The 26,110-nt window shown below is 36.8% G+C and carries 25 protein-coding genes and 2 tRNA genes; 19 read left to right on the top strand and 8 right to left on the bottom strand.

Annotated elements, in window-relative coordinates; genetic code table 11:
- Positions 1–17 precede the first annotated feature (17 nt).
- From AB1444_02195 to groL, 5 genes are all read left to right on the top strand, one after another.
- Positions 18–698: an HAD family phosphatase gene (locus AB1444_02195; GenBank protein MEW6525464.1), complete on the top strand. Its 681-nt coding sequence runs from the start codon at positions 18–20 to the stop codon at positions 696–698.
- Positions 699–787: 89 nt separating this feature from the next.
- Complete coding sequence (gene pssA, locus AB1444_02200; protein MEW6525465.1) at positions 788–1,501, top strand: CDP-diacylglycerol--serine O-phosphatidyltransferase; 714 nt, start codon at positions 788–790, stop codon at positions 1,499–1,501.
- A gap of 7 nt (positions 1,502–1,508) precedes the next feature.
- Positions 1,509–1,979: a cyclic pyranopterin monophosphate synthase MoaC gene (gene moaC / locus AB1444_02205; protein ID MEW6525466.1), complete on the top strand. Its 471-nt coding sequence runs from the start codon at positions 1,509–1,511 to the stop codon at positions 1,977–1,979.
- A gap of 568 nt (positions 1,980–2,547) precedes the next feature.
- A complete protein-coding gene (gene groES, locus AB1444_02210) occupies positions 2,548–2,832 on the top strand; it encodes a co-chaperone GroES (protein MEW6525467.1) in 285 nt (94 codons plus the stop codon).
- A 32-nt stretch (positions 2,833–2,864) separates the two neighbouring features.
- Positions 2,865–4,493, top strand: a complete 1,629-nt coding sequence (gene groL, locus AB1444_02215; protein ID MEW6525468.1) for a chaperonin GroEL — start codon at positions 2,865–2,867, stop codon at positions 4,491–4,493.
- A 37-nt stretch (positions 4,494–4,530) separates the two neighbouring features.
- On the opposite strand, the gene AB1444_02220 is transcribed toward groL, so the two are convergent.
- Positions 4,531–5,490 carry a glycosyltransferase family 2 protein gene (locus tag AB1444_02220; protein MEW6525469.1) on the bottom strand — a complete coding sequence of 320 codons (960 nt, stop codon included), beginning with the start codon at positions 5,488–5,490 and terminating at the stop codon, positions 4,531–4,533.
- 132 nt (positions 5,491–5,622) lie between these two features.
- Here AB1444_02220 and AB1444_02225 point away from each other — a divergent pair, with 132 nt between their 5' ends.
- Positions 5,623–6,690 (top strand): 2-hydroxyacyl-CoA dehydratase family protein, encoded by a 1,068-nt coding sequence (locus AB1444_02225; protein ID MEW6525470.1) that lies wholly within the window; start codon positions 5,623–5,625, stop codon positions 6,688–6,690.
- A 3-nt stretch (positions 6,691–6,693) separates the two neighbouring features.
- Here AB1444_02225 and AB1444_02230 read toward each other — a convergent pair whose 3' ends face one another.
- Positions 6,694–8,652 (bottom strand): carboxy terminal-processing peptidase, encoded by a 1,959-nt coding sequence (locus AB1444_02230; GenBank protein ID MEW6525471.1) that lies wholly within the window; start codon positions 8,650–8,652, stop codon positions 6,694–6,696.
- Between the two features lie 349 nt (positions 8,653–9,001).
- On the opposite strand from AB1444_02230, the gene gatA reads away from it, so the two are divergent.
- The 5 genes from gatA (at position 9,002) to moaA (ending at position 12,941) form a co-directional block, all read left to right on the top strand.
- On the top strand, positions 9,002–10,429 hold the full coding sequence (gene gatA / locus AB1444_02235) for an Asp-tRNA(Asn)/Glu-tRNA(Gln) amidotransferase subunit GatA (protein ID MEW6525472.1): 1,428 nt from the start codon (positions 9,002–9,004) through the stop codon (positions 10,427–10,429).
- A complete protein-coding gene (locus AB1444_02240) occupies positions 10,416–10,823 on the top strand; it encodes a hypothetical protein (GenBank protein ID MEW6525473.1) in 408 nt (135 codons plus the stop codon). Before gatA ends, AB1444_02240 begins: the two co-directional genes overlap by 14 nt.
- Positions 10,807–11,301 (top strand): hypothetical protein, encoded by a 495-nt coding sequence (locus AB1444_02245; GenBank protein ID MEW6525474.1) that lies wholly within the window; start codon positions 10,807–10,809, stop codon positions 11,299–11,301. The genes AB1444_02240 and AB1444_02245 overlap by 17 nt, the downstream gene beginning before the upstream one ends.
- An 89-nt stretch (positions 11,302–11,390) precedes the next feature.
- Positions 11,391–11,951, top strand: coding sequence for a hypothetical protein (locus AB1444_02250; GenBank protein ID MEW6525475.1), 561 nt, complete (start codon positions 11,391–11,393; stop codon positions 11,949–11,951).
- On the top strand, positions 11,952–12,941 hold the full coding sequence (moaA, locus tag AB1444_02255; GenBank protein MEW6525476.1) for a GTP 3',8-cyclase MoaA: 990 nt from the start codon (positions 11,952–11,954) through the stop codon (positions 12,939–12,941).
- Between the two features lie 35 nt (positions 12,942–12,976).
- On the opposite strand, the gene AB1444_02260 is transcribed toward moaA, so the two are convergent.
- Positions 12,977–13,051 (bottom strand) — tRNA-Asp (locus AB1444_02260).
- 298 nt (positions 13,052–13,349) lie between these two features.
- Here AB1444_02260 and AB1444_02265 point away from each other — a divergent pair.
- Entirely contained in the window at positions 13,350–14,264 is a 915-nt protein-coding gene (locus tag AB1444_02265; GenBank protein ID MEW6525477.1) for a hypothetical protein, read from the top strand.
- 52 nt (positions 14,265–14,316) lie between these two features.
- On the opposite strand, the gene AB1444_02270 is transcribed toward AB1444_02265, so the two are convergent.
- Complete coding sequence (locus tag AB1444_02270) at positions 14,317–16,125, bottom strand: diguanylate cyclase (GenBank protein ID MEW6525478.1); 1,809 nt, start codon at positions 16,123–16,125, stop codon at positions 14,317–14,319.
- A 66-nt stretch (positions 16,126–16,191) separates the two neighbouring features.
- Positions 16,192–16,407, bottom strand: a complete 216-nt coding sequence (locus AB1444_02275) for a hypothetical protein (GenBank protein ID MEW6525479.1) — start codon at positions 16,405–16,407, stop codon at positions 16,192–16,194.
- Between the two features lie 409 nt (positions 16,408–16,816).
- On the opposite strand from AB1444_02275, the gene AB1444_02280 reads away from it, so the two are divergent.
- Positions 16,817–17,464, top strand: coding sequence for a nitroreductase family protein (locus AB1444_02280; GenBank protein MEW6525480.1), 648 nt, complete (start codon positions 16,817–16,819; stop codon positions 17,462–17,464).
- A gap of 26 nt (positions 17,465–17,490) precedes the next feature.
- Here AB1444_02280 and AB1444_02285 read toward each other — a convergent pair whose 3' ends face one another.
- A complete protein-coding gene (locus AB1444_02285) occupies positions 17,491–18,417 on the bottom strand; it encodes an AEC family transporter (protein MEW6525481.1) in 927 nt (308 codons plus the stop codon).
- Between the two features lie 562 nt (positions 18,418–18,979).
- On the opposite strand from AB1444_02285, the gene AB1444_02290 reads away from it, so the two are divergent.
- The 5 genes from AB1444_02290 to AB1444_02310 all read left to right on the top strand — a co-directional run bounded on the left by AB1444_02290 (position 18,980) and on the right by AB1444_02310 (position 24,544).
- A complete protein-coding gene (locus AB1444_02290) occupies positions 18,980–19,168 on the top strand; it encodes a hypothetical protein (protein ID MEW6525482.1) in 189 nt (62 codons plus the stop codon).
- Between the two features lie 109 nt (positions 19,169–19,277).
- Complete coding sequence (locus tag AB1444_02295; GenBank protein ID MEW6525483.1) at positions 19,278–20,384, top strand: AI-2E family transporter; 1,107 nt, start codon at positions 19,278–19,280, stop codon at positions 20,382–20,384.
- 165 nt (positions 20,385–20,549) lie between these two features.
- The gene (locus AB1444_02300) at positions 20,550–21,002 is read left to right on the top strand and encodes a hypothetical protein (GenBank protein ID MEW6525484.1); all 453 of its coding nucleotides are present in this window, start codon (positions 20,550–20,552) and stop codon (positions 21,000–21,002) included.
- A gap of 32 nt (positions 21,003–21,034) precedes the next feature.
- Positions 21,035–22,267, top strand: coding sequence for an LL-diaminopimelate aminotransferase (locus AB1444_02305; protein ID MEW6525485.1), 1,233 nt, complete (start codon positions 21,035–21,037; stop codon positions 22,265–22,267).
- Positions 22,268–22,282: 15 nt separating this feature from the next.
- Entirely contained in the window at positions 22,283–24,544 is a 2,262-nt protein-coding gene (locus AB1444_02310; GenBank protein MEW6525486.1) for a penicillin acylase family protein, read from the top strand.
- A gap of 11 nt (positions 24,545–24,555) precedes the next feature.
- Here AB1444_02310 and AB1444_02315 read toward each other — a convergent pair.
- A tRNA-Ala gene (locus AB1444_02315) sits at positions 24,556–24,628 on the bottom strand.
- 116 nt (positions 24,629–24,744) lie between these two features.
- Between AB1444_02315 and AB1444_02320 the strand changes: the two genes are divergently transcribed.
- On the top strand, positions 24,745–25,227 hold the full coding sequence (locus AB1444_02320; GenBank protein MEW6525487.1) for a hypothetical protein: 483 nt from the start codon (positions 24,745–24,747) through the stop codon (positions 25,225–25,227).
- A 6-nt stretch (positions 25,228–25,233) separates the two neighbouring features.
- Here AB1444_02320 and AB1444_02325 read toward each other — a convergent pair whose 3' ends face one another.
- Positions 25,234–25,641 (bottom strand): DUF1178 family protein, encoded by a 408-nt coding sequence (locus AB1444_02325; protein ID MEW6525488.1) that lies wholly within the window; start codon positions 25,639–25,641, stop codon positions 25,234–25,236.
- Positions 25,642–26,110: the final 469 nt, after the last annotated feature.

Here is a 26,110-nt window from a genome sequence, read left to right on the forward strand (position 1 = left end):
GCCTGTGATTTAATACCATGAACTATCGCCAGGAAAATACAACAGTAAAAAGCTGTGAGGCAATTCTTTTTGATATGGATGGTGTAGTTGCTGATTCCATGCATGCACATGCACAGTGCTGGATTGATGTATTTAAAGAACATGGTGTTCATCTGGATAAAACAGATATTTTTAAGCGTGAAGGCATGACCGGGCTGGAATCAATAGCTGATATTTTCCTTGATAAAGGGTTTGTCATGCCACCTGAACATATACTGAAAGATTTACAAAAGAAAAAATTACAATTGTTTTCAAACTATCAGATTGAAGTGTATCCGCAAATGTTTTCTATTTTTCCCCTGGTAAAGTCAAAAGGGAAAAAGATTGGGATAGTGACCGGGTCATTCCGCTATCTTGTTTTTGAGCTTATTCCTCAGGAACTAATGCACTATGTTGATGTGGTCATCAGTGTTGATGATGTCAAAAAAGGAAAACCCAACCCTGACCCATATATAGAGGCAGTTAAAAAGTTACAGGTAAATCCCGAACATGTCATTGTGGTGGAAAATGCACCTATGGGCATAAAAGCTGCAAAAGCTGCGGGCTTGTTCTGTATTGCTATACGTACTACACTGGACGCGGGGTTTCTTACAGAAGCTGATGTCATAATGCAGGATCATAATGAATTAGCTGCATACTTCAAGCATTGTCTGTCATGAAAGCTGTTTTTTCATTGACAGGCAGGCAAATTACCATATAATAGCAACATTGTCTGGTTTTGAAAACTACTATAATGCACAGGTGTGATATGAGTGTTGCATGGATTCCAAACACATTAACATTAGGTAATCTTACTTTGGGTTTTATTTCAATAATTTTTGCAAGTATGAATATTCCGCATCATCTGACAATAGCTGGCATTTTGATTTTAGCTGCTGCGCTTCTGGATGGCCTGGATGGTCAGGTTGCGCGTATGCTGGGAGTGGCAAGTGAGCTGGGGAAGGAACTGGATTCACTGGCAGATTGTGTAACCTTTGGTGTAGCGCCTGGCTTTTTAGCATATAAGGGTTATTTACAGGGTACATGGGTACAGGCTTTTGGGCAATCAATTGATGCTGGCGTTTTTATTGCAGCAATATTCCCTGTATGTGCTGCATATCGCCTGGCACGGTTTAATGTTACGCATGTTCCTAATGCATTTGATGGTTTACCGTCGCCAATTGCGGGTATTATTGTTGCACTAGTTCCGTTATGCTTTTTGAATATACATATTCCCAAAATAGTATTTATTATTAGCTTTGTAGTTGTTGCGCTACTTATGGTTTCAACAGTGAGGTATTCCAAACCACAGTCATACCTTCTTGAAAAAATTACTGGCATTAAGTTATTTCTATTCATTATTGTTTTTATTGCCCTCATAGTACTATTTAAACAATGGGTTATACTGGCAATTATTGCCCTGTACATACTTTCGGGGATATTGAGTTTTATTATACAGGTAATTCAGGATTACAGGTATTAAATACACCGTGTCTGAATTTTCCCACTATACAGATGGAAAACCGGTAATGGTTGATGTTGGGGGCAAGGAGGTTACGACTCGCGTTGCCCGCGCAGCCGGTTGCGTGTTCATGCAAAAAGAAACCATTGAAAAAATCCAGAAAAACCTTATTCCCAAAGGCAATCCTTTTGATGTGGCCAGAGTAGCAGGTATACTGGCCGCAAAAAAGACCCATGAACTTATCCCCATGTGTCATCCACTTATGATAACCCATGTGGATATTGCCATAGTATGTGATAACAGTAATTCACGGGTCAGTATAGAAGCAACGGTACGATGTGATGGCAAAACCGGTGTGGAGATGGAAGCCTTAACTGCAGTCAGTGTTGCGTGCCTCACTATCTATGACATGTGTAAAGCTGTGGATAAACAGATGGTTATTGGCGATATACGGCTTGTTGAAAAGCATGGCGGTAAAAGCGATTATGTAGGCAAATAAATAGTCCGTTTTCAGAAATAGTTACTAATGCATTAATTATTGCTAAAATGCGGAAATTTGGACAAAATATAAAATAGTATACACGGGGGTGTCCCAAAAGAAACGGTAGGGCATGCAATGGCGTGAGCGCAATGTCATTGCGAACGAAGTGAAGCAATCTCAATGCCCCTCAAAAGCAAGATTGCTTCGTCACTTCGTTCCTCGCAATGACAGGAAGGCAAAAGTCATTGCAGAAGATGTCTTTTGAGACAACCCCTGAATACTTTATTTATTATAAAATTTTTTTATTTAAACTAATATTTTTTTGTTTCTGATGGTTTAGTATCATATTTTTAAATAAAAGTTTATAAAAATCAATAATCCATAATAATTCCTTATAATTAAAATTGTTATAAAAATTTTTTTTGCTATATTAATAATTGTTAGCACTCACCAAAAAGAGTGCTAACAATTATTATCAACACTTCTTATTTTCTCAGTACAATTGTCTTAAAAAAGAATCATAATTCAGTTTTTTTTGATTACAATTATCATATTAAAATTAAAATCAAGGTTAAGGAGGAGTACCGTGGGAATAAAACCATTAGGAGATCGAGTTCTGATTGAAGTGATGGAAGAAGAACTTCCAAAGCAGGGAAGCCTTTACATCCCCGATACGGCAAAAGAAAAACCTCAGCAAGGTAAGGTACTTGCTGTTGGTAAGGGCCGCTATGAGGATGGCAAATGGATTCCATTAGATGTTAAGGTTGGTGATACTGTACTGTTTGGCAAATATGCCGGAACAGAAGTTAAGTATGGTGGCAAGGAGTACTTGATTGTTCGCGAAAATGATATTCTGGCTATTTTTGAGTAAAAATTACATTGTAGAAAAGGAAGGTGAAGAACATGGCAAAGATTTTACAGTATAATGATGAAGCACGGCGATCAATCTATCAGGGTGTGATTAAGTTATCAGATGCAGTGAAGGTAACACTTGGTCCCCGTGGTAGAAATGTTGTTATAGACAAGAAGTTTGGCTCGCCAACTATTACTAAAGACGGTGTTACAGTAGCAAAAGAAATTGAGCTTGAAGACCCATTTGAAAATATGGGTGCTCAGCTTGTTAAGGAAGTTGCCACCAAGACCAATGATGTTGCCGGTGATGGAACAACCACTGCAACCATTTTAGCTGCTGCTATCTATCATGAATCATTAAAGAATGTAACTGCTGGCGCAAATCCAATGAGCCTCAAACGTGGCATTGACAAAGCAGTTGAAGCAGCAGTAAAGTTTATTGGTGATACAGCACGTGAAATAAAAGACAAAAAAGAGATAGCTCAGGTAGCAGCTATTTCGGCTAACAATGATATGGAAATTGGGGAACTGATTGCTGAGGCAATGGATAAGGTTGGCAAAGACGGTGTTATCACGGTTGAAGAAGCCAAGTCCATTGAAACTCACCTGGAAGTTGTTGAAGGTATGCAGTTTGACCGCGGTTACATTTCTCCCTACATGGTAACCGATCCAGAAAATATGGAAGCAGTACTTGAGGATGCATTTATCCTCATCAACGAAAAGAAAATCTCAACCATGAAAGACCTGCTTCCAATCCTTGAGAAAGTTGCTCAGGCAGGAAGACCATTGCTCATCATTGCAGAAGATGTTGAAGGCGAAGCACTGGCTACAATCGTTGTTAACACATTACGGAAGGTTATCCAGTGTGTTGCAGTGAAAGCCCCAGGTTTTGGCGATAGAAGAAAAGCAATGCTTGAAGACATTGCCATCTTAACCAAGGGTCAGGTGATCTCAGAAGATCTTGGGCTCAAGCTTGAAAATGCAACACTTGACATGCTTGGTCGTGCAAAAAAGGTTATTGTTGACAAAGAAAATACCACAATAATTGAAGGTGCTGGCAGCCAGGCTGATGTGCAGGCACGTATCAAAGTTATCAAGAAGCAAATTGAAGAAACCACATCAGACTATGACCGTGAAAAATTACAGGAGCGATTGGCTAAATTGGCTGGCGGTGTTGCAGTTATCAATGTTGGTGCAGCAACCGAAGTTGAATTGAAAGAAAAGAAAGCCCGCGTTGAGGATGCATTGTCAGCAACTCGTGCAGCTGTTGAAGAAGGTATAGTGCCTGGTGGTGGTTTGACATTGCTGTATGCTCAGAAAGCCGTTGCTGAATTAGAAAAGAAACTGGAAGGCGATGAAAAGATAGGTGCACGAATTGTTGCAAAAGCTATGGAAGAGCCCATGAAGATGATTGCATTCAATGCCGGTGTGGAAGGATCGGTTATTGTTGAAAAGGCAAAACAGGAAAAACAGGGTGTTGGATTCAATGCTGCAACAATGGAATGGGAAGACCTTATGAAAGCCGGTATTATTGACCCGGCAAAGGTTGTGCGTTCAGCATTACAGAATGCAGCATCGGTAGCTGGCATGCTGGCAACAACTGAAGTGCTTATCACCGAAAAGAAGGAAGAAGAAAAAGCAGCAATGCCAGGTGGCATGCCACCCGGAGGAATGTACTAATAGATTAAAAAACGGCGGGTTTAATCCCGCCGTTTTTTTATAAGTATCGTTTTACCCGGTATGGTGGCAATTTCTGTGATTCATGATAAATTCTAATCATAATTTCTGCTAATATACCCAGCAATATAAACATTATTCCCAGTATAATGAGCATAACCGTTAAGAGTAATAAGGGATTGCGTATCATAGAATGATGTAAAAATAATTTCATACCAATGACGGTTATCCCGCTTAAGAAACTTATAAAAAGCAGTATCAAACCAATACCACCAAATATATAGTTAGGTTTGGTGGAATATGAACCCATGAACTTAACAGTGGCCAGGTCTATTAATACCTTAAACGTACGCTTTATGCCATATTTTGATTTTCCAAATTTACGTGGATGGTGATGTACGGGCACCTCAACAATAGTTGCGCCAATCCATGATGCATGAACCGGAATAAACCGATGCATCTCACCATACAAATTGACCTGCCGTATTATCTCACCACGGTATGCTTTGAGTGAACATCCTAAATCATGCAGATACACCCCGGTTACTTTTGCTATAAGCCAGTTGGCAATACGTGAAGGGATTTTCCGTGATAAAAGTTTGTCCTGACGGTTTTTGCGCCAGCCGCTGACCACATCATAGCCTTCTTCAATCTTCTCTACCAGTAAGGGAATGTCACTGGCATCATTCTGCAAATCAGAATCCATAAAGATGATAATATCACCTTTTGAATAATCAATACCTGCTGCCATGGCTGCTGTCTGGCCAAAATTTCGCCTGAACTGTACCACATGCACACGTTTGTCTTTTTTGGCAATGGATTCAAGAAGCTTGAAGGAATTATCAGTGCTGCCATCATCAACAAAAATTATCTCATAGGTGTATGATGTTTTTTTCATAGCTTCAACAATATGCTGATACTGTGGAACAATATTTTCTTCTTCATTGTAAACAGGCAATATAATAGAAAGATATGGATTATTTGAACGGCGCGCTTTCATATTTGTTTCTCCAAAATGTAAAGTGTAATTTTTAACCTGAATACCATTATAATGAACTATCGCAACAAAATTATTCTTTTGACAAGAAAATTATTATAAAAATACTGTGGTTTTTAAGGGGCGATAGTAACTATGGATAAGTCAACCGTGATTGAAACAATACAACATGAGCTTGATAACCTTTTTGCCCATATTGTGGAATTAAAGCAAAGTGGCAAAAAGATTATTTTTACCCAGTGCGACATTGTGCCATATGAAGTGTTTGCTGCACATGGATTTGTCGTGAGTAAATTACCACGATGGGTAATGACAGCATTACGTGATCCCCAAAGCTTGATGTATAAAAAGGCAGAGGAGTATTGCTGTCTTGCCAATGCGCTCATTGTGCCACAGTATTGTAATATTATACCCCATGAGGTGTTACAGCAATTGACTGTACATGCCATCTTGCAATATGAAGGCTTTGCTGAAGATGCAGTGATTAACCTTCACACAATACTGTATTCACTGTTGCAGTCTTTGGGAGTAGAGCAGGAATACCCCAATGATGACAGTCTTCAGCAGGCAGTTTTGATGTATGAGGAAATACGGAAAATAATGCGGGCGCTGACCACTATGTATGCAGGTGCATTCACCCTGAGTCAGTTACAGTTACTGTGTGATGCAGCATTTTCCCTTATGCCAACACGGAGCTTAGAGCTATTACAGCAGTTGTACCACGCTGTTGAGTCATCAACCCATAGTAACAATGAACAAGCCCCAAAAACCCTTGTGTACAGTGACTTTGGCAATTGGGATATGTGTGATGCATTTGGGGGCTATGACATTGTCATTGTGGAGGATGACAGTTGCAATGGAAGGCGGCAGTTTGACATTTCATGCCATTCTTCATCACAGAATTTGTACTATGAACTGTTGTATGCTTACTCATTCAAATCGTGGTGCCCTGGTATGCGCACGGTGCATGAACGCTGTGAGCTTATATACAAAGCGCTGCCCAACTATGATATAAAGCTTGTTATTTTTATACAGTCTTTTCTGAAGTCACGTAATGAGCACCTGCAATATCTGTATGAGCAGTGTTTACTGCAGGGTACGGATGCAGTAATAATTGAGGCAGATGCTATTGTAAAGCAGTTTACACAGTATATTACCGCTTTAAAAGCCAGACATCATTTTGATATAACTGTTGACCTGTGAAATTTAATGCAATGCTTTCAGGTAATCAGCGGTGATACGAAATGCTTCCTGCAAAAATATATCATTTTCCAGGTCAATAAGCTTATCTTTTTTCCCTTTTTTAATAGAGCTTTCCAGATCCTTTTTGCGCTGTTCAATGCTACTTTCATCTTTCAGATTGATTTCCTTTGACTGCAGTTTTTGCTTTAAATCTTTGATTTCCAGTAAAAGTTTTGCATACTGTGTATCATTCTGCAACCGACTATCAGATTTAGCTTTCAGATGCGCTATCACATCAGCAGTAAGGTAATTTCGATATGGTGTGTAAGCAGCAGGGGGAATCTGTTTCCACTGCAATGCATATTTAAGTTTGTTTTCACCAATGTCCCATATTGTTGTGATATCAGGGACGGTGATATCGGGTTTTATCCCATTAAGCTGATTTGATGTGCCGGAGGGCTGGTAAAAGATGGCATTGGTAATCTTGATGGCACCTTTTTTTTGGTACAGTTCCTTATATGATTGCACGGTTCCTTTACCAAAGGTTGCATCCGTGCCAATGATGAGTCCCCGCCGGTAATCACGAATGGCTCCTGCAAATATTTCTGATGCACTGGCACTGAATTTATCAATGAGCACAACAAGTGGCCCACTGTAGTATACTCCCGGGATTGGATCATCTAATGGCTGAATATTCCCGGCGCTATCGTACACCTGCATAACCGGACCAGCGTCAATAAAAATGCCGGCTAATTTTAATGCCTCGCTCAATGCACCGCCAGGATTGCCTCGCAGGTCAACCACTATACATGCAACATTTTTCTTCATCAGGCTGTTAATCTGCATGAGGGTATCAGCGGTTGAGCTTCTGCCTTCTCCAAATCCTTGCTGCGACATATCTACATAGAATGAAGGTATTTTTATATAGCCAATAGCAGGCCCATTCTCAGATTGAAACACTTCTGATTTTACAGCGCTGTCTTCTAAGTTAATTTCCTCACGCACAATGGGCACAATCATTCGTTTTTGTTCTTTGCTGTCAGGATTGATCCGTATAATGGTAAGCTTGACTAGAGTGCCTTTTTTGCCACGAATCATCTTAACCACATCACGCAGTTCCATGTCCACAACATCAACAGGTTCATCATTGCCCTGTGCAACAGCAACAATGCGGTCATTGGGTTGCAATTGTAGCTCTTTTGGAAGTTTGTCAGCCGCTCCGCCCGGAATAATGCGGTCAACAATGGTATAGCCATCTTCTGAGCGCAGTTGAACACCAATGCCTTCAAGTTTTAGATTATTGGAAATCATGAAATCTTCATGTTCTTCCTGTGTCAGATAGTTGGTGTGAGGGTCAAGTGCCATGGAAAATGCATTAAGGAAAACTGAAAACTGCTTTGCCTTATCAAATTCCTGAATACGCTTGTTGTTAAGGTAAAACTTGCGTTTTAATTTTTCTTTTGCCTGGTCTTCGTTTAAGCTCTCTGAAGTTTGATAGTTTAAGAGTTGTAGCTTGATATTTTTGCGCCAGCGTTCTTTGAGTTCATTTTTGTCCTTTGCATAGGGTATTTTATCGCTATCTAAGTTGATGGTTTCATCTTCGGTGAAAGTGTAGTGCTGCTTGAGTAATCCATCAATAATATGATTTACTTCATCAACACGCTTTTTATAGGTTCCAAAAATATCATCAAGAAACGCAAAATCTTCTTTTTTGGCTAAATCATCAATAAGGGTATCATACCGTTTGGTAAATCCATCAACATCGCTTTTGTAAAAGTAATATTTCCCGGGGTCAATGGCTGAAAGAAGGTTATTCAATGTACGCTGTGAGATGGTATCATCAAATTCATGGTACAGTACGTGTTCGTTTAAAAAGGTGCTGATAATATAATGAATATCGTTAGGGTTAAGGACAACTGATTTTTTATAGCAGCCAAAAAACAGTATAAAAACAAATAAATACAGTACAATGTGTTTTTTCATAATAGAACCTGTTCTTATTATAAAGTTCAAAGTTTAAAGTTTTAAGTTCAATTGTATTGGTTTTACGTTTTACGATAATTATTTAAACTAATATATATCGTGGGGTAATTTTAGTCAAATAATTATCAGTGCCCATATCATATTTACGGACAACGATAAATCTATTCGTACTATGTAATATTTATTATAATTTATTGACCTGCTATTGAAGTATATGCATGTGTATCAGTATTTTTTTAGTTGTTTGAATATGGCAATAGTTACAATTCATATACTATAAATTAATTTGACATTATTGTGAGTATACAATCAATGTATTTGCTAATCCCATTTTAACAGGAGTCACTGTATGGCAGTAAAAACCGTTAGTCAGTTAGCCCAGATGCTTGAACGGGGAGAAACCACATCTTTAGAAATAGTAACACAGTACCTCACGGCAATTGATAAACACAAAGAGGTAAATGCATATATCACTGTAACACATGACACAGCCTTACAGCAGGCTAAAGAATCAGACAGGCGCCGTAAAGAAGGAAAGCCAAAATCAAAATATGATGGAATTCCCATTGCAATTAAAGATAATATATGCACAAAAGGGGTACTGACTACTTGCGCTTCAGGAATTTTGCAAAATTTTATACCACCGTATAATGCCACTGCATATCAAAAGCTGCTTGATGCCGGGTTTATTCTTTTAGGAAAAACCAATTTAGATGAATTTGCCATGGGTTCCACTACTGAAACATCGTTTTTTGGCCCAACTAAAAATCCTGTTGACACAACAAAGGTCCCAGGTGGTAGCAGCGGTGGTTCGGCTGCAGCGGTGGCGGCTGATATTGCGCCGGTAGCACTTGGTTCTGACACCGGTGGTTCCATACGCCAGCCGGCTTCTTTCTGTGGTGTGGTGGGGATAAAACCAACCTATGGCCGGGTGTCACGGTATGGGCTGGTGGCATTTGCATCATCACTTGATCAGATTGGTACCTTTGCTCACACGGTGAAAGATGCAGCCAGTGTACTTGCAGTCATTGCAGGTGTGGATGCGCGTGATGCAACTTCTATTGATAAACCGGTGGATTTTGGTTCAGAAACTATCGCCGGGAATGTGAAAGGATTGCGCATTGGTGTTCCCCAGGAATATTTTAATGGCGTAGATGCGGCGATAGTAACCGCAGTCAAAGATGTAGTAAAAAAATTGGAATCACAGGGAGCAGTTATTCGCGAGATTTCTCTGCAATACACGGACTATGCTGTTCCCATTTACTATCTCATAGCAACTGCAGAGGCTTCATCAAATTTAGCACGGTATGACGGTGTGCGCTACGGCTATCGCTCAAAAAATATACAGAAGCTCAAAGACCTGTATGTGAAGACGCGCCAGGAAGGTTTTGGCAAAGAGGTCAAGCGACGCATCATCTTAGGGACATTTGCCTTAAGTTCGGGCTACTATGATGCCTACTATCTCAAAGCATTGAAAGGCAGGCGCCTTATCATAGATGATTTTACCAAAGCATTTAGCCAGTGTGACTGCATTGTTGCTCCGGTAACAACCACAACAGCTTTTGGTATAGGCGAAAAGATTTCTGATCCGCTGTCACTGTACATGGCCGATATCCTTACCATACAGGCTAACTTAGCAGGCATACCAGCAATGTCGGTGCCTGTTGCAAAGGATGCACAAGGTCTTCCTATAGGTGTGCAGATTATGGCAAAACATTTCAATGAAAAGGTGATGTGTAATGTGGCACAGGCTATTGAGGATTGTGTTACACTGTAGTGTAGTTTTTTGTTTCAGCGCCTGTGGTTACCAGTATGAAACAATACGATGTGTCAGGACTGTAACAGTGCCACATAACGATAGCCAGGCAATAACCGTACAGGTGAATTTTACTGCCTATGTAGCATACATACACAATACCAGTGACAGTGCGCGTGCCAACAATGATGCTGTTAGACGTTTATCAAAAGGTGATGTAGAAGGTGCTCTGACGCTGTTACAAACTACGCTTCCTACCAGTGAGCCAGCGGTACTTAATAATTATGGTATTACATTAATTCTTAAAGGTGACTTTGATAAAGGCTATGAGTATATTTATAAAGCGGTAGTACTACAACCGCACGATCCCTATTTTAGGAAAAATTACCTGTACCTGCATGAACTTAAAAAATAAATGCATATTAATTTTTTGGGCGATAGCACTTGCAACTGGTTGCCTGCAAGAACCGGTAGATGAAGAATACTATAATGACCTTGCAAAAGTTAAAGGTGGCCAGAAGCCAACACCACCGGTTGATATAACAATGACAATTAATAATCATGTAATTACTCTTTCATTTTATACTGATAAGATGGATAATGGACAATTACGCACATTTGATCCAGATACTGGTAGCAATGAAAATTTATATTATTTAGTCTATATATCAGGAACAAATCCGGCACAGTTTGGCGACCCAAAGTTGTATTACGATATCAAGTATTACGTGGGCTACGTTGCTGAGTCTGACTTTGAACCTGGTCTTGATCCAAAGAGCGTTACTATACAGGTTTCATCGTCATATCATGGACCGGTGTATCTGTGGATGACGTCCCATGATGGTGGCAGGGAAAGTGATCATACGGAAGTACTAAATGATATAATCCCGTAACATCGTACTATGTGTAGCAGCGTACACTACGGGCAATACCTTGGTACAGTATACCAGCAGTGATTGTTAATGAGCAATGGATTGATACTATGAACTATCGCACAGTATTATTAATTATTTTTTTTATTTTTTGTGTACAGGCATCATTTGCACAGCAACCGTTTACTTTTGTAAAAACGGACGAACCGCTCTCTTTATGGAAAGCACTGGCGTATGATGTAGTGCCGGGTGGTGGTCATATCTATACGGGACACTACGAATATGCTGCGGTTTTTGCCGGGTTAAAAATTTCAGGTGTGTATGCCATGTATTACTATTACAATTACTGGCACTATCGTGGCTCACTGTATCGTTCGGCTAAAAGGGCAAATGAAATAATAGATCCCCAACATGATTTGCTTTTTAAGGACCCGGAAGGTGGCTATAAAACAGTAAAAGAATTTGGGTATGCATATGATAGGGCAGCCCATTATTTTACCTTGAGTATTATAGCAAATGCTGCTATATATATTACATCCTGGCTTTTTACATGGTACCATGTTCAGGAAATAAATGAAAGCAGGCAGCCAACATACATAGGCTTTAATCAGTTTTCATTCACAACTGATGAAAATGGAACACTGTGGGCTGCCTGTACCATGAGGTGGTAAATGCTCGTTGATAGCTTTGGCAGAACTATAGATTATGTGCGTATTTCGGTAACGGACCATTGCAACTTGCGGTGTATGTATTGTATGCCTTCAGATATCAAATGGTTACCTCACGAAGAGATTTTGCGTAATGAAGAGATAGTGATGTTAGTGGATGTATTTGTTTCTCTGGGGATTAAAAAGGTGCGTTTTACCGGCGGTGAACCGCTGCTTAGAAAAGGTTTTTTTGATATTGTAAAACAGGTACGCAGCAACCATAAAGATTTAGAAATATGTATAACTACTAATGGTATATTACTTGAACAATATGTTAATAAAATTCAAGAACTCAACGTTCAAAAGGTTAATGTGAGTCTTGATTCTCTTAATCCTGATACATTCACAAAAATTACTGGTGTAAATGCTATAAACAAAGTTATACAAGGAATACAAAAAATAACAGCGTTAGGAGGAGTTGAATGTAAAATCAACTCTGTAATAATGGAATCAACGCTTAATGAACTGGAAGAACTACTTCGTTTTGCAACTAATATTCATGCAATTCGCTTTATTGAACGCATGCCGTTAAGTGATAACCCGATACCATTTGTCAGTGCTGATACTTTAATTAAAAAATTGGGATTATTAGGAACATTGCAGCGTATGACAAAAAGTGATACACATGTTGCTGCAATGTACAGATTATTGCCCCGGTGGGATAAAAGTGCAGTCATTAATGTTGGGATTATACCTGCAGTGTCACACAGGTTTTGTGGTAAATGTAATCGTTTACGGGTAACACCGGATGGTATGCTACGGGCCTGCCTGCATGATACAACTGAATATAATGTAAAAAAGATACTCAGGGGGCAGTTGAATACTACTATTACTGAAGTTATAGCCAATGCCGTATTGCATAAAAAAGAAGGACATTCATTAATGCAATGTGATGATACTGCGTTTAATTGTTCGGGTATGGCAATGCATTCTATGTCAAAGATAGGTGGATAAAAAACGAAAGCCGCTTATAAGCGGCTTTCGTTTTGCGGGGTGTACGAGACTTGAACTCGCGACCTCCTGCGTGACAGGCAGGCACTCTAACCAAGCTGAGCTAACACCCCATTTTGTTAAAACTATACTACAATTGGTTAATCACGTCAACATCTGTCAATAAAAAAAATCACATTTTTTTATTATCACAAAAAAAAATCGCTAATTATTCCTAAATATGGAAATTTGAATAAAATACAAAATAGTGTACACCCCCGCCGCCGAAAGCCGGGGGTGTACACTATATTCATTATGAAATTTTTTAAGGAATTATTGCTGAAAAAAAATATAAAAAACGCTTTTATTTTTTTATTATATATGATGGCTATATTTTCTGGGTTTTGATTTTGATGAATAAAAGGTTGTGAAATGAGCCTAACAATTTTTGATGATATTTATAATGAAATCCGCAAGCGTAATGCTGCTGGCGGATTTAAAGGTGTACCGTATTCAGATGAATTTGTAAAGTATGTATCAGGATACTATGGACTTTCCATTGACCTTGTTAAGCGTATCATTCAGATACTTATAAATGCCCATAAAATATTTTCTATTGAGATTATAGCAGAGGATAAGGCTCGTGATATTTCCAGAGTGGAAGGGTATGTGGTTGCAGACCTTGTTGTGATTCGAAAATTAAAATCATTTTATCAAAGTGAACTTATTATACAGTATGAAAACGAATTCCATAAACGCTTGATGGTGCATCAGATAGTAAAAGAAATTTTCCCATTGTTGCGAAGTCTCAACAATACTGATATTGGGAAGGTTGCAAATTTGGCCATTATGCTTGAAGAGCTTGAACGGTATATGGAAAAGCATTATGATGAATTTACCGAAGAATGGAAGGCCAAGCGTCTGGCATATGAAATAAGTATATCCAATATTGATTTGCAGCTGGAAAGAAAACAATCCCAGAAAGGAAAAGATGATAGCCATGTCTCCCCATCAGTTAGAGACAGAAGAAAAAAGAGAGTTGTAGATGCACCTCAGTATAAGGAATTTATTGATAAAAGCAAAAGTTATCCATTAGAAAGGATTTTTCAGATATATGGCATAGAATTTTTTTTACGGGTCCAGCTGCGTAATTATAAGTTTGATTATTTAAAAGAACTTGTACAGGCCAAGAAAATAAAACGAAGGTCAGATTTATTGTTACTTAAAAATATGCTCAATGCAGTTATCCATAATAGAGATAAAGACCAACAACTGGTACAATATGAAGATGCAATATATTCGCTCATGCAGGTTGTAAATCATTATCTGTTTGTTGAAAGGGAATGACTCAAGATAGTATTTATTTTAGATTATAGAGCTGCTACTAATCTTTGACATTTTATTTTTCTGTACGGTTCCTTCCAAATTTTTTTGCCCGATATAACTTTTTATCAGCTTTATCAATTATATCGTCCCAATGTTTACCAGGATTTGGATATTCGGTTGTACAACCTATACTTACTGATACAAATTTTGATGATGTGGTGATTGCAGCTGGCAATTTCAGGTCCAATATTTTTTTTCTTATTCGCTCTGCTATTCTGTAAGCACCAATAATTTCAGTTTCAGGAAGTATAACAATAAATTCTTCGCCTCCATACCGTGCACACATATCAGCCGGGCGATGAATGCAACTCTTAATTGTCCCACCTACTTTTTTTAGCACCAGGTCGCCAACGATATGGCCAAATTTATCATTATATTTTTTAAAATAATCAATATCTATCATTAATCTTGAAAGAGGAGTCTGATTACGGATGGCTCTATGCCACTCGGCATGAAGGTATTCTTCAAATCTTCTTCTGTTGGGTAATTCGGTGAGTGGGTCAATATATGCAAGATTTTGAAATGTTGCAGCAATATTTTCCAGTTTTATTTTTTCACTAAAAAGTTTTTCCAGTTTGCTGTAAAGCCTGGAATTTTGATTTGCCTGAATAAAAGACTGGAATACAATAAATATTAAAAAACCATACGGCACCATATATGTTGTATTGATGAAATGGAGAAAATGTAGCATATCATTTAAAATTGCCAGGGCAAATATTAAAAAAGCAGAAAGAAAAAAAACAGCATATTTACGGTTATTCTTTATTGCACGGGTAAATATGAATAAAATTAATAATCCATATACCATCATTATGCCTAAGAATAATGATAATAGCTTTGCAAAGTAAAAGACTGGTGAAATAATTATTAGAACAGTATATAAAATGCCAATAGTAAGAAAGGTTTTAAATAAACTTTGATTGACATCATCAGGATAAAGATTTTCAATGAAAAGCCCAAAAAAAGTTAATCCTAATGACATTGTTAAATATGTAATACGAACCAGTATATTCCATGGCAAATTGGGGAAAATAAGCATAATATGGAATTCCCCAAAAATAATAGATAAAAGAGCCATTAACAAGCTGAATATACCAAAGTATAGAGATTGCTTATCGTATTTCTTGAAAATATATAATGCTAAATGATAGAGTGATATTATTACCAGTGCTCCAAATATGAAAAATTTAACAATTATACTTTTTATATAATGGTGTAAAATAGACTGTTTGTTTCCTAAAAGAAGAGAATTGGTTATTCCAGCTTTAGCATAGTAATAATTAGAGATATGAATGGTAATAGCAATTTGATTGCCTGTTAATGGAATATCAGCTATAGTTTGTTTCCATGCATGAATACTATTTAAAGGAGTGGTTCCAGGTTTCCCAACTTCTGCTAAAAGTATATCGTTTACATATAACGAATATGAACTGTCAAGCTTTGGTATCAGGATAGAAAGTGAGTGCGGTTTGTTGTTGCTCAAAAGAATATTGGCCCGGTATGTTGCAAAACCTGATTCAGGAAGCTTATGATTATGGATTTTATATTTGTTCCATGATGCAGGGACTGTAATATACTGTGTATTTATATTTTTAAAAAATTTGAAATGTTTAGGGATGTAGAACTTCCCATAATAGAATTCCCATTCACCATCCAGTGCAACCGGGCCATTATCCCATTGATAATTTCTTAAGTCAAAGATTCCTTTTTGTGAGATTGTAGAACAATAGCTATTTTGTACTTGCAGAACTGGTATACATACTATAAATAATAGTATACAAAGTATTTTGCCTGGTATACTATCGAAAAATTTATCATTCAATTGGTACATTCGTCTTATCATGAGATAACATAATACTATTCATTCTAACAATAAATGCAATAAAAATTATTGCGGACAATGATAAATAATAAGAGCTAAATAAATTTTAACACAATAGGCTATAACCTTAGCCAGTGACATCTTGCATACTTTGCGCACATCCATCACAAACTCATACTCATTCTCGTACAAATATAGTTGCACCCGCTTCCAGGTGTGATATCGCTTTCTACACTGTAGCCGTTCATAGCTTTTAACAGGTATTCGTTTATAGGACTGCACATAGTTTATGAAATTTATAATAAACGTATGAAGCGATAGTTTTTGGGCATTGGCATGTTTTTTTTAAAGTTCTAAATGTTCTCACATAATACAGGTGGTTGTTTCTATATTCATATTTACCCTCCAAAGTATTGTATTATTTTCTCACTATTTGATACTAATAAAATTATCAACTATAATTTCTTTGAGATACATATTATTCTATTAAAATAGATATAAAAAGTGAAGGTAAAAATACTATTTGATACATTAACAAGATTGAATATTGAAATTGGCAATGTATTTATGATTCTGATAGAATTATTAATAAATTGGGCTTGACCTGAAAATGAAATGGAAGTAGCGTAGTTATATCAAGTATCTCTTAAAAACAGTATAAAAATATCATAGTATTTGTTAGGATACATTTATGAAGACAATGTGGATATCATGTTTATTGCAACTGATAATACTATCAGGAACTATCGCTTTTGCTGATAATTCAATTGTTCTTGATAAACCATTTGAAACAGTTGCTCTTGATATTGTAAAAGCAATCAAAAACAGAAAAACTGAGCGAAACTATACAAATCAAATAATTTCACAGCAGCATCTTTCAACACTATTATGGGCAGCATATGGAATAAACAGGCAGGATGGAAAGCATACAGTGCCCACTGCATATGGCAAGGATTATATGCGAATATATGTTATCTATAATGAAAAGTCATATAAATATATTCCTGAAAAAAATATACTACAATTTATTCAAAGTAATGTTTCTACCAGTATGGCTTCAACACAAGGGTGGGTGGGTAAAAGTAGGTGTGTAGTTGTAATAGTTGCTGATCTGAATGCTTTCCCGTTTTATGTTAGTTCAAAAGAAGAAAAGATTCGTTTGGCCAATTTAACAGCTGGATGTATAGCACAAAATGTGTACCTTATTTCTGCTGCAATGTATATTGGAACCTGTTTGGTGGCTGGGGTTAATGAAACTAGCTGTAGAAAAGCATTAAAATTGAATGATACAGATATTCCTTTGATTGTGATGCCTTTAGGATATTTAAACAGTAAATAGCATTGTGTATACAGAATGACATTATATTAGAAAATGAAAAAAAGCAATGGCATAATACACACTGAAAAAACAATTGTGTTGACAACAAACATACTGGTTGCCATTTCCTTATCTAAATTAAATAATATGGATGTAATAACAGAATAAATTGCTGCAGGCATAAAAGATTGTAGCTGCATTACGATTTTGATATCAGGTGATAGTTGTAGTAACAATAGTAAAAAATACATGACCAGCGGTACAATAATAAATTTTATTGAAGCAAGCATTATATGTGCTTTCCAGAAACCCTTGATATCCTTGAATTTAAAATAGATGCCCATTGAAAAATAATAAATGGTTAACGAGAGTGCAAGCATGACATCAAGGGGTATGGTAATGTGGGGACGTTTGATGTCAAAATAATGAAGAAGCAGTGCTGCAAATACTGCATACAGTGGCATATTCTGAGGTGTGAGAATATAGCTCATCAGGGAAAATGGAGTGCGGATGCCAACATGTCGTGCATATGAAAATATAACCATTATCACATAGGGCATAAAGTAAATAATAAAGATAAATGACAGTGCAAGGCCCTTTTCCCCTAAAAACAGATAGCACAAAAAGCCACCCATGGTAAAACCATGGTTTGCAAGGGATGAGCTGATTATAAAAGTATGTTTTTGTATTCCTTTAAATTGAGCCAGGGTACTTGCCACTATGCCAGCTACAAGCCCAATACCAACCAGGACAAAACCTGCAAGGGGGAGAACTATAAAGTCAAAAGTCAGGTCAAGGCCCCATATTGTCCACAGTACAATAAAAGATTCCAGGCTTATAAGGTTTATGGTAATCAGACGTTTTGACAATGTTTGTACATCAAAATGTTTTTTACCTGAAAAGTATGCTCCTGTAATAATAGGTATCCAGATACATAGCTGAAATATGATAAACCTGGTTATAATAGTGTCCATACTTCCAATAATCATTCCTTGAATATTTTTCGTTAACACCATTGCTTGTTATTTCATAAAAATATCACTCATTATTCTTAAATGTGGAAATTTTAATAAAATATAAAATAGTGTACACCCCCGCCGCCGAATGCGGCGGGGGTGTACACTATTTTCATTATGAAATTTTTTAAGGAATTATTGCTGTAACAATACCATTCTTTGACGTATAGTTTACTGTCATTGTGGTTTATATTTAAATACCGTCAAATCAAATACGTTCTTCTTTGCATAGACTTGATATCATTCGTTTTAACGCAAGCAAAATGAAAGACCTAAACGTATTAAAACAAGATTCTTCAGTTATTGTATTTCTTCAAGATAACATTTTTTAAAGAAGCGAATTCTTCCCCAATCCTTAAGGTAGTAAATTCTTCCAAAATGTCATGTAGCACTCCATTCTGTTTTTAAGAGAAGAATAGTTTTAGGCAACCGTGAAGATATAGGTAAAAAAATGTTATATAAAATTGCAATTCAACCGATTGTTTATATGAGGTCAGCTAACCTGTTCAAGGAGGGACAGGTGACCAAGAAAAGGGGTAACGATATGAAACGTCTCATGAACAAGGAGGATCGTGAGATAAAGAAGAAAATTGCTAAAGAAGTATCACCAAAGATCCTGGAATATCGGAAGAAGATATCCGATGAGGCATATTTAGAACATGCCATTAACCGAATTGCAACGGATTTATCACATTATCTCACGAAGTAGTATTGTAGGTTAGCTGATGTATCAGCTGGTATCGGCCTGTCAGTAGCAGGCCGATACATTTTAATTTCAGGAGCTAATGAATACCTTTAAAGAAGGGTTTTAAAAAAGCATGATACCACGGGATTCATACAAGATTGTGGTGCAGAGTAAAAGGTTAACAGCAATATTCTGGGTGATATTCCTTGGACTTATTGCCGGTATTGCGTATATTTACCGGTATTATTTCTGGCCTTTTTTGTTTGCTATTATATTTTATATTGGATTAAAGCCTCTCTATACCTGGTTACTACAATACATAAAAAGTAAAGTGCTTGCAAGCTTTGCTATGGTAGGGCTCATTATTCTTACCATACTCATTCCCACGTTTATTCTGCTTATCAGCCTCAGTGATCAGGTTTTGGAGTTTTATAATTTTTTGCAGTTGCAATTTGATCCAAAGGTTTTCAAGCAATACCTTATGCACAGCAAGCTTTTGAAAGAAACTCTGAAATACTTTAATATCACACAGGATGAGCTTTTTCAGCGCATTGTCCGCTACATGCAGGACATGTCATTGACACTATTTTCAAACCTTACCACATTGCTCACTTTTTCAATTCGTTTTTCTATAAACTTTTTCTTTATGTTACTCATACTCTTCTTTCTTTTCAAAGATAGCGAGCGGTTTGAAAAAAGCATTTATACAATATTACCGTTCCCCAATGACATAGAGCGTGATATGGTTGATACACTGAAAGTGGTGGTCCGAATTCTTTTAGCTGGCAATTTCATGATAATGATTTTACAGGGTTTGTTAGTGGGTATTGGATTTGTGATTGTGGGTCTTTCAACGCCGGTACTGTGGGGTAGTATTGCTGCTGTTTTTTCACTTATACCAGTTATTGGCACAAGTTTTGTATGGTTACCAGCGTCATTGTATTTATTGGCGATAGGTAGCCCTGTCAAAGCACTGATTATAGCCCTGTGGTGTTTGGGATGGTATCTTCTGCTTGAGAACGTGCTGAAACCAGTGGTTTTTGGCGAGAAGCTGAAATTTCATCCCCTCATACTATTCTTCCTGTTACTGGGGAGCTTGCAGACATTTGGTTTACCGGGAATAATTATAGGACCAATTTTGCTCACGCTGTTCTTTTCATTCTGGGAAATGTACAAAATTTTAGATAGCTATACAGCTATAACCGATAATACTATCAAATCACAGAAAAAGAAAGAATGATAACAATAGCTTCTTCATTTCCTTCGTAAATGTATCCTTTGACTTTTCTTAAAAAACCAATAACTTATTTGACAAAATTCTGTTTTGCGTATTATTCTTGACAACCTGTTATGGTGAATTGTTTTGTAAGTCCGTATTGTCATTCTATTTTCAGAGGAGTTTATGATGAACATTAATAAATACATTATTATGGCATTAATACTTATTACGGGATGCACATCAATGAAGTTCTGGATTCCGTCATATTCTTTTGATGAAGTAATTGCAATAAAAGCTCAAATTGATGCAGCTGAAAACCCTGCTAAAGGATTTCTACTTTTAAAACAGCTAGAAAGAAAACGGGTTAAAGTAAATAAAGCTATTGTAAAACAAATTGGTAATTCCATAAACATTGATTATACATTCAGTGTGATAGCAACTGTAGAACACAGCTCAGGGCCTATAGATTGCTATATCTATACAAGAAACTGGCGCAATGAAGAAGATTTTTCGTCAGTTGCACGGTTAAAATCGGGTGATACAATATACGTTATTGGTCGTTTCAGCAGATTTTTAAAACTTCCAGGCAATAAATATGCTGTGGAGCTGGTAGAATCTAATATTTCTATAGCAGAATAACTATACTATACTGTTTTTAAGGAGAGATATCTATGGAGTCGTATATTCAGGAGTTATTTGCAGAGCGGATAGGTGGTAGCCAATTTGGAAAAGTTGAAAAAATCTATAAATTTGAAAAAATTAAAATGGCTAAGCGTGAAGCTCTCAAGAATAATCCGGGGAAAGAACTCATTGATTTAGGTGTTGGCGAACCTGATGAGAAAGCATTTGATATAGTAATTGAAACTCTTTGTAAAGAAGCCTACAAACATGAAAACCGTGGGTATGCGGATAATGGTATTCCTGAATTTAAGTATGCAGCAGCTAAATATTTAAAAGAAGTATTTGGAGTTGATGAGATAGATCCTGAAACAGAGGTCAATCACTCAATTGGTTCAAAGCCAGCACTGGCCATGTTGCCTTCAGCATTTATTAATCCAGGTGACGTATGTTTAATGACAGTTCCCGGGTATCCCGTTTTTGGCACTCATACAGAATGGTATGGCGGAAAAGTATATAATATACCACTACTAAAGCAGAATAATTTTTTGCCTGATTTAGATTCAATCCCTGCAGATATTGTAAAAAAGGCAAAAGTTCTAGTTATAAATTACCCCAATAACCCAACGGGAGCAGTGGCCACGGAAGATTTTTATAAAACAGTCATTGAATTTGCACTTAAAAATAAGATAGTAGTGGTACAGGATGCTGCGTATGCAGCATTGACCTATAATGGGAAGCCACTATCATTTTTAAGCATTCCCGGTGCAAAAGAAGTTGGAGTAGAAATACATTCACTATCAAAAGCTTTTAATATGACAGGCTGGCGAATGGCTTTTGTTGCGGGAAACCCTCTTGTAGTAAAAGCATTTGCAAATGTAAAGGATAACTATGATTCAGGACAATTCAAGGCCATTCAGAAAGCGGCAATAACTGCCTTAGAACATCCTGAACTAACTGAAAAAATAAAAGAAAAGTATAAAAGAAGACTGTCATCACTGGTTACAACCTTGAAGCGTTTGGGCTTTGATGCGCATATGCCGGGTGGTACATTTTATCTGTATGTGCAGGCACCAAAGAAAACAAAAAGTGGAATTGTTTTTGACAATGCAGAAAGTTTTTCGCAATATTTAATCAAAGAGTGCCTGATATCCTCTGTGCCATGGGATGATGTAGGTAGTTTTGTCCGCTTTTCAGCTACGTTTGAGGCAAAGGACCAGAATGATGAACAACGTATTTTAAAAGAGGTGGAAAGTAGATTAGGGGCACTTGTCTTTGAATTTTAATGGGTGGTAAACCGTATGACCAGGAAAACTCTTTTACTTATTGCAGGTGGTACTGTTGCAGTTATACTACTGGCAATTGGCATCTACCGGCTTTATTTATTACCTGTTTCGTATCAGGATACCATAACCGAAGGTGTTGCTTTTCCTGTAGCTATTTATCGACTTGATAAAGGCTATCCGCTGATTGTAGCAGAAAACCGTGATGATGCAGTATTTGCATTAGGAGTTGTTCATGCACAGGATAGGCTTGCGCAAATGGAGTTTTTACAAAGTCTTGCAACTGGTACAAGTGCTCAGAATGGTTTGTCTCAATACGAAAGAATAGACAGGCTGGTCAAAGCTGTAGGGTTGCCATTGAAAGCAAAGGCTATATTGTCGGAACTATCGCCACAGTACATACAATCTTTGCAAAAGTATGTAGATGGTATCAATACCTATAAATTTAAAATGGGGCATGCCAGCAAAAATAAAACACGGTGGGATGTTAACGATATTGTTTGTATTTCCCTGTTTTTAGAATTTTGTAATGCGTTTGTTACAAATAGTGAACTTTTCTTTCCCGTTGAGGATAAGGATTTTCCACTGTTTTACCGTGAATTAGCCAATAAAAAAATTGTCCATAGCTACAGAAAGCAGGATTATACTATTATCAAAGAGATAAAACAACTGCAACAGCTTATTGCGTCAATTTTTGGGCTATATGGTTCCTATACAAGAGGGTATGCTGTTGCCATCCCATCACGGATGATGTATACTGATGCTGCTACATTGTGTTCAAGTTATGAGCATAGTGTTTCCCTATATCCTCTGATATATCCTGTGAATTTCCAGGTTGGTGGCAAAGTTATTGAAGGGTATACGTTTGCAGGATTGCCGTATGTTGTTGCAGCAAAAACTGATACACTCCGCTATGCATCATTCTCATTGTTTGCTGACAGTCAGGTGTTTTGCAAATATCAAACACAGACACGAAATAATGTACTATTCTATACCAGTGCTATGGAGTATAAGGAATTGCAATGTCAACCTGATACATCGCACTGTGTATCAAGGTTTACCGACAGTGGCCCGGTTATATCTGATGCCTTTGAATATAATCTGAAAGATGCAATCGTTGCAATATCGTATATATCACCTGGAAAAGGGTATGTTGAGTCAATGCTTGATGTTGCTTTTGCAAATTCAATACAGGATGTAATACAAATCGTTCAGAAATATAAAGGACAGCCACGTGTATTTGTTGTGCAGGATGATACCAGGGCATATCAGATTGTTACCGGAACTGCCATGCTGGATGATGAAGCGGTATTGGTGAGCCCTGATAAGGCTTTACTGGCAAAAAATGCTCCTGGTATATTTGAAATCAAACAGGTTGATATGTGTATTGCCGGGAGTGAATTTGTTGAAAATCCATCACCGGCTCTCAAGCGTGTTATGGTGTTTAACAATATAGGGAGATTGTCATCACTGTACCATGAACTGTCGCACTACAATGAAATACAATATAAGGATATTGAAAAAATATTGTATAGCGTTGCATACCCTGATGCTAAGGAATATCTGGTTATTATAAATAATTTGCTGGATAAGATGCCCATTACATCTGCTAAATTAGCAAAGGTTTATTTTAGAGATTGGGATTTAAACATGAGAAGCAATGAGGTAGCTCCCACGCTCTTTAATGCAATTATTGCTGAAATGATACAGGAAACATTTGCAGATGAGTTGCCCTATGCTGTAGAGAATATGTTGATACACTTTACGATTTTTGAACCAGAATTTCAAAGGCTTTTTAAAGAAGATAAGTCAATCTATTTTGAAGATATAGCAACTCTGGAAAAGATAGAATCGCGGGATATAATTTTTGACAGGGCATTTTTACATTCGCTGAAACCTTTCAATTATACAATTGGCCCATATATTGACGAATGGAAGTGGGGCAAAGTTCACAGTGCAACAATACATCATCTTGATTCAGGTTCACTGGTTAAAAATGTAATGGCAAAGAAGAAAACAATAGCATTTGATGGCTGTGATACTACTATATACCGTTCACTTTCCAGGCAAAAAAACTTCAGTGTTGATACCGTAACGACATGTTGTTTCTATATGGATAAAATAGTTCACCGGTTATCTCTATCAACCAGCATAACCAGCAATTCAGCTTCACATTATTATAATGAGTTTATAGCTAAAGATTCATTTAAGGATATTAATCTGAGTAAGAGGAATGAGCTTTTTTTGATAAAACCAGTGAAAGAAACCCAAAAACAGTAATGTAATACAATTGGAGCTGATCGGATTCGAACCGACGACCTCTAGAGTGCGATTCTAGCGCTCTCCCAGCTGAGCTACAGCCCCATTGCATATACGTTGATACAGTCAAGCAAAGGGCATATTGGTAATTAAGTCAATTAATTTTTATATTAAGAAGTGATTAAGGTTTACAGGAAAATAACACAAAAAGGACTATACGTATGCTGGATTTGATTTTAGACTTTATTGCAAAGCTACTATCGTATATCTTGAAGTTTATTAATTGGGCAGCTGATATTTTGATGCGATTGCTGGAATATTGTGTTGGAATTTTTCGGGAGCTGGAAATACAGGAAAAAATAATTATTTTGCTTTCAATAGTATCAGTTATCATACCCATTTTACCCATTGCTCGATTTTATATTTTTGAAAGCTGGTATTACGTTAATAACCCACTGGCTGTTTATTTTATTGGTATTATCATAATAATGGTAATTTCAACCTTAGTACAAAAACGCTGGATATTAATAACAAGGCTTATTGTCATTGTTTACTATTTAATGTGGATGATATATCTACCTGTAGGTAATCTTATCACCAGGGCTAAATCGTATGAATTAGCCTATGGGTACTATATCAATATTGTTATATCGGTTGTATATATTGGTTTATGTATATTTTCTCTTTTCAATATGCGTAGATAGTTGCGGTTAATTTTCTATATCATTAATTTTGGGCAAAGGTAATACAGGAATTCCCTCTTCCATAAGCTCTTTCATCTCATCTTTAGATGCATTACCATAGATATTTCGCTCTTCTTCCATGCCATAGTATATTGCACGTGCAACCTCAGGAAACCTGTCACCAACGTTTTCAAAATGTTCTTTTATGTAAGACTCAACCATACGGACCATTTCAAAAAAGGTTGGTTGCTTTTTTTCAAGTACTGAGCTCTTTGTCTGGATCGAGCATCCGGTATAAAGTCTTTTTATTTCACGCGAATTGCACAACGGGCATTCAACAAGGCCTGCCTTCATCTGATCATCAAAGGCATTGTAATCCTTAAAAAATCCTTCAAATTTATGCCCATTACAACATTCTAAGTCAAAACTGATCATGATATAAACTCTTAACCGTTAGTGTATTATACCCATTCATTAATAATTGTAATAGTATGGCAAACATATTTCAAAAAATTATATTATAAGCGATAGCTCATAGAAAAATTATAATTTTTTTATAATTATTGTTGACAATTATATAGTTAATTTTGTATGGTAATATAAGATTAATTCAAAGCATTACATTCTGTTAGCATTTAAATGAGGATGTAAAAAAAATAAAAAAAATTCTTTAAATAAAAGAATTTTTTTTAAAAAAGCTTGACAGTACAATAGTGTTTAACTATATGTACATATCGCTTAACGATAGAAGCTGACGTGTTCTTTTTAACCATCGTATAAAAAATTTCTTAAAGAAAGCTTTAAAAAAAACGAAAAGTTTGTAAGAAAAACTTGACGAACTAAAATAAAGCGAGTATATTTAAAGAAAAGCTTTCAGAACACTTTAAGCAACTCTCCCACATGA

The organism is Spirochaetota bacterium (assembly GCA_040756435.1).
Classification (GTDB): domain Bacteria; phylum Spirochaetota; class UBA4802; order UBA4802; family UB4802; genus UBA4802.

Excerpts from the sequence above, each read along its gene's own strand:
- gatA (MEW6525472.1), top strand. The coding sequence starts at position 9,002 with ATGGCAGTAAAAACCGTTAGTCAGTTAGCCCAGATGCTTGAACGGGGA.
- AB1444_02250 (MEW6525475.1), top strand. The coding sequence starts at position 11,391 with ATGAACTATCGCACAGTATTATTAATTATTTTTTTTATTTTTTGTGTA.
- AB1444_02325 (MEW6525488.1), bottom strand. The coding sequence starts at position 25,641 with ATGATCAGTTTTGACTTAGAATGTTGTAATGGGCATAAATTTGAAGGA.
- pssA (MEW6525465.1), top strand. The coding sequence starts at position 788 with ATGAGTGTTGCATGGATTCCAAACACATTAACATTAGGTAATCTTACT.
- AB1444_02225 (MEW6525470.1), top strand. The coding sequence starts at position 5,623 with ATGGATAAGTCAACCGTGATTGAAACAATACAACATGAGCTTGATAAC.
- AB1444_02295 (MEW6525483.1), top strand. The coding sequence starts at position 19,278 with ATGATACCACGGGATTCATACAAGATTGTGGTGCAGAGTAAAAGGTTA.
- AB1444_02220 (MEW6525469.1), bottom strand. The coding sequence starts at position 5,490 with ATGAAAGCGCGCCGTTCAAATAATCCATATCTTTCTATTATATTGCCT.
- AB1444_02195 (MEW6525464.1), top strand. The coding sequence starts at position 18 with ATGAACTATCGCCAGGAAAATACAACAGTAAAAAGCTGTGAGGCAATT.
- moaA (MEW6525476.1), top strand. The coding sequence starts at position 11,952 with ATGCTCGTTGATAGCTTTGGCAGAACTATAGATTATGTGCGTATTTCG.
- AB1444_02230 (MEW6525471.1), bottom strand. The coding sequence starts at position 8,652 with ATGAAAAAACACATTGTACTGTATTTATTTGTTTTTATACTGTTTTTT.
- AB1444_02320 (MEW6525487.1), top strand. The coding sequence starts at position 24,745 with ATGCTGGATTTGATTTTAGACTTTATTGCAAAGCTACTATCGTATATC.
- AB1444_02310 (MEW6525486.1), top strand. The coding sequence starts at position 22,283 with ATGACCAGGAAAACTCTTTTACTTATTGCAGGTGGTACTGTTGCAGTT.
- AB1444_02280 (MEW6525480.1), top strand. The coding sequence starts at position 16,817 with ATGAAGACAATGTGGATATCATGTTTATTGCAACTGATAATACTATCA.
- AB1444_02300 (MEW6525484.1), top strand. The coding sequence starts at position 20,550 with ATGAACATTAATAAATACATTATTATGGCATTAATACTTATTACGGGA.
- AB1444_02245 (MEW6525474.1), top strand. The coding sequence starts at position 10,807 with ATGAACTTAAAAAATAAATGCATATTAATTTTTTGGGCGATAGCACTT.
- groL (MEW6525468.1), top strand. The coding sequence starts at position 2,865 with ATGGCAAAGATTTTACAGTATAATGATGAAGCACGGCGATCAATCTAT.
- AB1444_02265 (MEW6525477.1), top strand. The coding sequence starts at position 13,350 with ATGAGCCTAACAATTTTTGATGATATTTATAATGAAATCCGCAAGCGT.
- AB1444_02285 (MEW6525481.1), bottom strand. The coding sequence starts at position 18,417 with ATGGACACTATTATAACCAGGTTTATCATATTTCAGCTATGTATCTGG.
- AB1444_02305 (MEW6525485.1), top strand. The coding sequence starts at position 21,035 with ATGGAGTCGTATATTCAGGAGTTATTTGCAGAGCGGATAGGTGGTAGC.